This window comes from Parvibaculum sp. (assembly GCF_049672805.1).
Classification (GTDB): Bacteria; Pseudomonadota; Alphaproteobacteria; order Parvibaculales; family Parvibaculaceae; genus Parvibaculum.
In genome coordinates, this window is sequence record NZ_JBATWS010000048.1 from 1 (window position 1) to 6,789 (window position 6,789).

General features: G+C 60.2%; 3 protein-coding genes and 1 pseudogene. 2 read left to right on the forward strand and 2 right to left on the reverse strand.

What is annotated here, in order from left to right:
- A pseudogene (locus WBF74_RS01515) lies at positions 1–207 on the forward strand (hypothetical protein); the annotation flags it as partial.
- A 76-nt stretch (positions 208–283) separates the two neighbouring features.
- Positions 284–1,669: a glutamine synthetase family protein gene (locus WBF74_RS01520; RefSeq protein WP_424434138.1), complete on the forward strand. Its 1,386-nt coding sequence runs from the start codon at positions 284–286 to the stop codon at positions 1,667–1,669.
- Positions 1,670–1,732: 63 nt separating this feature from the next.
- Here WBF74_RS01520 and WBF74_RS01525 read toward each other — a convergent pair whose 3' ends face one another.
- Together WBF74_RS01525 and pepN are read right to left on the reverse strand one after the other, a co-directional pair.
- Positions 1,733–3,586: a PAS domain-containing sensor histidine kinase gene (locus WBF74_RS01525; RefSeq protein ID WP_424434140.1), complete on the reverse strand. Its 1,854-nt coding sequence runs from the start codon at positions 3,584–3,586 to the stop codon at positions 1,733–1,735.
- A 266-nt stretch (positions 3,587–3,852) separates the two neighbouring features.
- Entirely contained in the window at positions 3,853–6,504 is a 2,652-nt protein-coding gene (gene pepN / locus WBF74_RS01530; protein ID WP_424434142.1) for an aminopeptidase N, read from the reverse strand.
- Positions 6,505–6,789 lie beyond the last annotated feature (285 nt).

Here is a 6,789-nt window from a genome sequence, read left to right on the forward strand (position 1 = left end):
GTCTTTTTCGCGCTCGGCTATCACGGAAATGGCGTTGCGGCGGCCCCCTGGGCCGGGCGGCTTCTGGCCCAACTCATTGGCGGAAAAGAGGAATTTTCAGCCGTGCCCGCTCCGATGCGCCGCGCGCCGGCGAGGCTTCCCTTTCCTGCACTCCGGCGCTGGTATCTTCGTGCGGCCCTCGGCTACTATCGGGTTATGGACCTATAGCAACCGATAGCGGGCTCTCGCGCAGCGAAGGAAACTTCTCTGTGTGGGCCATTGCGCGGCAGATATGCAGGACACAATGAGCGACCGGGAAAGACAGGGACCCAAGGAGTGGGCGACGCTGGGTGAGTTCAACGCCTTCCTAGCCGAACATGGCGACATCGACTATCTGGACGCGGTTTTTGTCGATATGTGCGGCACGGTGCGCGGCAAGCGCTTCCCTTCCGAAGAGGCCGACAAGGTTTTCACTTCGGGCGTGCAAATGCCGAAGTCGATCTATTTCTTCGATGTGACGGGTGTGAACGAGGACATCCTCGGCATGGGCTATTCGGACGGTGACCCGGATGCGCAGTCCCGCCCCGTTTCCGGGAGCATCGTGCCAGTGCCCTGGGCCTCGATGAAGCAGGCGCAGGTTCTCATGACCATGCTGGACGAGGATGGCTCGCCGCTTCTGCTCGAGCCGCGCAATGTTCTGCGCCGCGTGGCAAAGCGGCTTGAGGAAATTGGCCTGCGCGCGACGGTCGCCTGTGAGTTCGAGTTCTATCTGCTCGACAAGGAGCTTGACCGGAAAGGTCGTCCGCAGCCGCCGATCAATCCGGCGACGGGCCAGCGCGAAACCGCGCATGAAGTTTACGGCATCACGGAGCTTGATGGCTTCATGTCGCTGTTGAAGGACATTGACGAAGCCGCTGCCGCGCAGGGCGTGCCTGCGTCCGGTGCCACGGCGGAGTTCGCGCCCGGCCAATACGAGATCAACCTCAAGCATGAGGATGATGTCGTGCTTGCCGGTGATCATGCGGTAATGCTGCGCCACCTGATTGGCGCCGTGGCGCGCCAGCACAGCTTCCTTGCAAGCTTCATGGCCAAACCCTTTGCGAACCAGACAGGCAATGGCCTGCATATCCACTGCTCGGTAAAGGATGAGCAAGGGAACAATATTTTCGACAATGGAACGGATGAAGGCTCGATCCGTCTTCGCCATGCGATTGGCGGCTTGCAGGCAACATTGCCGGAGGCCATGGCGATCTTCGCGCCGAACCTGAACTCCTATCGCCGCTTCGGTCCGAACCTCTTCGTGCCGGTGAACGGAAGCTGGGGCTATAACAATCGCTCTGTTGCCTTCCGGGTGCCGAATGGCTCGCCGGATTCCCGCCGCATCGAACATCGCGTTTCAGGTGCGGATGCAAACCCCTATCTCGTCCTCGCGGCGATTTTGGCGGGCATCCATTATGGCATCACCAATGAGATTGATCCCGGTGATCCGGCCGAAGGCAACGCCTGCGAAAATGTCGATGAAGGCCTGCCGCTCTACCTGCCAAGCGCGCTGAAGCGGTTCCGCAATTCACAGGTGATGCGTGACTATCTGACGGATCTCTATGTGGACGTCTATGCGGAGACGAAGATTCTCGAATACGAGAAGTTTCAGGAGGCTATCTCGCCGCTTGAATACGACTGGTATCTTTAAGCGAACATTCTAGTCATGGCCCGAATAATTCGGGCCATGACGTTGCAAGTTTGCAAACAGTCGCTAAGCGAGAGGCAGCGTGAAGCTCACCTTGGTGCCGACGCCTTCGGTGCTTTCGATGGTGAGCGTGCCGCCATGCAGTTCCACGAGCGAACGCGACAGGGCGAGGCCGAGGCCGGTTCCCTTATGCGTTTTGGAATGTTGGCTTTCGACCTGCTCGAAAGGACGGCCGATCTTGGGGAGCGCGCTGGCCGGGATACCGATGCCGGTATCTTCCACCGCAAGCGTGATGAAGCCATCCGCCGCTGAACCGCGCAGATAGATGGAGCCGCCCGCAGGCGTGAACTTCACCGCGTTGGAAAGAAGGTTCAAGAGCACCTGCTTTACGGCGCGCTTGTCTGCCTTCACGGTGGGCAGAGCAGGCAGCTCGTTCTCGATGGTGACATTCGCCATGTCGGCGCGGCCCGAGACGAGCCGGAGGGATTCTTCCACCACTTCGCTGATCTCGATGTCCTGCGTCTCCAGCGTCATGCGGCCCGCCTCAATCTTCGACATATCGAGAATGTCGTTGATGAGTTCGAGGAGATGGGTGCCGCTCGCGTGAATATCGGCCGCATATTCCTTGTATTTCGGCGAGCCGAGTTCGCCGAATAGTCCCGAACCCATGATCTCGGAAAAACCGATGATCGCATTGAGCGGCGTGCGCAGCTCGTGGCTCATATTGGCGAGGAATTCGGATTTGGAGCGGTTCGCCGTTTCGGCGCGCGTCTTTTCGGACGCGTATTTTTCGGCGAGATCGACAAGCTGATGCGCCTGCTCCTGCAACTTGCGGCGGGAGGCTTCGAGGTCGCGGACGGTCTTTTCCAGCGCGAGCTTGCTGTCCGTAAGTGCTGCTTCCTGTTCCTTGATGGCGGTGATGTCGGTGCCGACATTCACATGCCCGCCATTCTTCGTGCGCCGCTCGCTGATCTGCAACCAGCGGCCACCGGGCAGGCGGATTTCGCTGACACTCGTATCGGCGTCGCTCTCACCGGCCACGGGCCAGGCAGAGCCAATGCCTGCCTGCGCCATGATGGCGTCGCGCTGCATACCTTCTTCCGCGGCACTGATATGAAGGAACTCGGCAAACTTGCTGTTCGCGGTGACAAGCGCGCCTTCCGCATCCCAAAGCACGAAGGCTTCACCGATGCTTTCAATCGCATCGCGCAGCCGCTCATTCGCTTCGGAGACGCGCTCTTCTGCGAGTTTCTGTTCGGTAATGTCGATGGTGATGCCGACCAGACGATCGCCGGCCACAGCGCCTGATGCACCAGCGCGACGGAACCCGGCCGAGCGCGCGCCGCTCCAGACCTGCCCCTTGGCATGCATCCAGACCCAGCTTCCATCTGCATGGCGCAGACGGAAGGTCGTGTCATAGGAGCGGGAAGGGCGGTGGATCGCATTGGCGATTTCGTCAATCGCGGCTGCGTCATCGGGATGGGCAAGCGCCTTTACCTCGGCGGGTGATAGCCGCTTCGAAGGCTGCTTCAGCCCCACCATGTCAAACATGGCGGACGACCAGAAGATGCGGTTTTCGCTGATGTCCCAGTCCCAGATGCCGCAGCGCGCACCGGCAAAGGCCATGTCGAAACGGTGCTGGTTTTCGACAAGGGCTGCTTCCGCATCGAGCTTCGATTCACGAAGCCGCACCAGCATATAGGCGAGAACGAGATAGCCGCCCGAAAGCAGGCCGGAGAAAACCAGCGCGCGGGACGGGCCGTCCTGAAGAAAGAGAGCGACATTGAGCGCACCAAGCGCAAGGCCGGACACGCCGATGGCAAGGCGCGGCAGCAGGCCCGCGGGAAGGCTGCGCCGCTTCGACGCTACCGCCTCCGGCCACCTTGCCGTCTCCTGGCGTGTCGTGGTCGCATCGCTCATGCGTTGGTCCGTCCGCTTCGGGCCTTTGGCCGGCCTGTTACTCACGCGCGGTTCGTCCTTCAACTCTAGCACGCAGCGTCGATCTGCGGCGTCGAATCCGAACGAATCACCCTTTCAACCAGATGATTCGGCCTCGGAGTCTCCATGTCCATAGGCTGCGTTAACTTTTTGTTAACCGATGCGTAACGGACTCACTTATTCCGTGCCGTTTCTGTGCCGTTTCACGGTTAAATCAGGGTTAACAAAAGACTTCCGGCGCGGAGGCGTCAGGCAAGCGTGCGCGTTGCGATTTCAAATACGTCCCGCGACAGGCCTTCGGTCGAGGCGATGCGCTTCAACTCCTTCTGCATGAGCTTGCGGCGTTTCGAATCGAATTCCCGCCAGCTCTTGAAGGCACCCAGCATCCGCGCGGCGACCTGCGGGTTGATCGGGTCAAGCTCCAGCACCTTGTCCGCAACGAAGCGGTAGCCCTTGCCATCGCCCGCATGGAAGCGGAGCTGGTTTGAATTGGCAAAGCTGCCGATCAGCGCGCGCACCTTGTTGGGATTTTTGATCGTGAAAGAGGGATGGGCCGTCAGCCGCGCCACTTCGGAAAGGGTGCCCGGCAGGGAAGACATGGCCTGCAGCGAAAACCATTTATCCATGACGAGATGATCGCCCTTCCACTCTTCATGGAAGGCGGCGAGCGCTTCAACGCGCTCCGGGCAATCAATATGAGAAAGCACGGAAAGCGCCGCGATCTTGTCTGTCATATTGTCTGCCGTGCGAAACTGCTCTGCCGCAAGCTGAACACCGTCATTCCCCGGCGCGGCCGCGAGATAGGAAAGACAGGCATTGCGGAGCGCGCGGCGCGCGGCCTGCTTTGCATCCGGGCTGTAAGGCTCCGTCACCTTCATGCGGTGATAACAGGCGAGAAGCGCATCCTTCGTTTCCGCCGCAATGGAAGCACGCAGCATTTCGCGGGCTTCGTGGATGGCATCCACATTGACATCATGGCCGATGATCTGCGCCAGCGTCTGTTCGCTGGGCAGCAGGATGATCTGTGAGGCAAAATCCGGATCGCCGCGCCTTGCGCTCACAACATCGCGGATCATGTCCGCAAAGCCGGTGCCCTTGCGCGGCGTGCCGCCCGTTTTGAGCGCCTCCACCATGGTGAGGAGAAGGCTCGTCGCATAGCGCTGCGCCGCTTCCCAGCGATTGAAGCTGTCGCTGTCATGGCGCATGAGGAAGACGAGATCACGCTCTTTCAGATTGGCGCTTAGTTTCACCGGCGCCGTGAAACCGCGAAGGAGCGACGGCACGGGCTTTGCTGTAATGCCCGTGAAGCGCCAGCTTGCTTCGCGGTCTTTCAGATGCAGGACGCGGGTTTTCGGACCGGGCTTTGTCTCGCCTTCCAGCGTGAGCGGCATGTCCTCGCCATCCGGCCCCACAAGACCGATTGCAACGGGAATGTGGAAAGGCTCTTTCGTGCGCTGGCCGGGGGTGGGCCGGCAGATCTGGCTCATCTTGAGCGTGTAGGTCTTGCGCGCGGCATCATAGCGGCCTGATGCCAGAACTTCCGGTGTGCCGGACTGCGAATACCAGAGCTTGAACTGCGTCAGATCAAGCTTTGCGCCATCTGCCAGCGCATTGAGGAAATCCTCGACCGTCGCCGCCTCGCCATCATGGCGCTCGAAATAGAGGTCGGTGCCTTTCCTGAAGCGCTTCGGCCCTGCCAATGTATGGATCATGCGGCATAGCTCGGCACCCTTCTCGTAAACGGTCGGCGTGTAGAAATTATTGATCTCGATATAGCTGTCCGGCCGTACGGGATGGGCGAGGGGACCACCATCTTCCGGGAACTGATGCGCGCGAAGAATGCGCACATCGGAAATGCGCTTCACTGCGCGCGAGCGCATGTCGCTTGTGAACTCCTGGTCGCGGAAAACGGTAAAGCCTTCCTTCAGGCAAAGCTGGAACCAGTCGCGGCAGGTGATGCGATTGCCGGTCCAGTTGTGGAAATATTCATGCGCGACAATCGCCTCTATGGCGGCATAGTCGGCATCGGTCGCCGTGTCGGGCCGTGCAAGAATGTATTTGTCGTTGAATACATTGAGGCCCTTGTTCTCCATCGCGCCCATATTGAAGGCGCTCACCGCGACGATCATAAAAATGTCGAGGTCATATTCGCGGCCGAAGCGTTCCTCATCCCACTTCATCGCGCGCTTCAATGCATCCATCGCATAGGCGCAGCGATCTTCATTGCCCTTCTCAACGAAGATGCGAAGCGTGACCTTGCGGCCCGACATGGTGATGAACCTGTCTTCCACCTGCGCAAGATCACCCGCCACAAGCGCGAAGAGATAGGAAGGCTTGGGGAAGGGGTCGTGCCATTCAACGAAATGCCGCCCGTCTTTTGTCTTGCCCTTGCGGACCGGGTTGCCGTTCGAGAGAAGCACGGGGAGCTTTTCCCTGTCGCCGGTGATGCGTGTACGGAAGACCGCCATCACATCCGGCCTGTCCGGATAATAGGTGATGCGGCGGAAGCCTTCGGCCTCGCATTGGGTGCAATAGATGCCACCCGTGAGATAGAGCCCTTCGAGAGCGGTATTTTCCTCCGGCGCGCATGTCGTCACCGTTTCGAGGGTGAAGGGGCCATCCGGCGCGTCGTGGATGGTGAGGCCGGTTTCGCTCAGGCTGTAGCGATTTGCCCCCAGCACCTCGCCATTGAGCCGCACTTCATGGAGCACCATCTTCTCCCCATCCAGCGTGACGGGCGCTGTCCCGTCGGGATGCGCCGGGTTCCGCGCCATGTGAAGCGTCGAGTGGACGCGGGTTGCACGCGGATCAAGCTCGATATCAAGCGTCACCTCCGAGACGGTGAAGGCCGGCGGCGTGTAGTCTTCGAGGCGAATGGGGCGGGGATCTTCTGTGCGCATGTCAGGCTCGGCTGCGGAGGGGACTACTCTCTATATAGTTGAATGGCAGAAATCTGCGAGGGTGAGCTTTTCGGTCCCGATTGGCAGAATTGGGGCGTGAGCAGGGGGAGAGAGAATGGTTGCGGAAATCCGGCCCGCGCGGGCTGATGACCTGGAGGCGGTCTACCGGATCGCCCTTGAAACGGGTGCGAACGGGGAGGACGCAACCGCGCTTCATGCCGATCCGCGCCTTGTGGGCCATGTCTATGCCGCGCCCTATATTGCCCTCGTGCCTGAGGGCTGCTT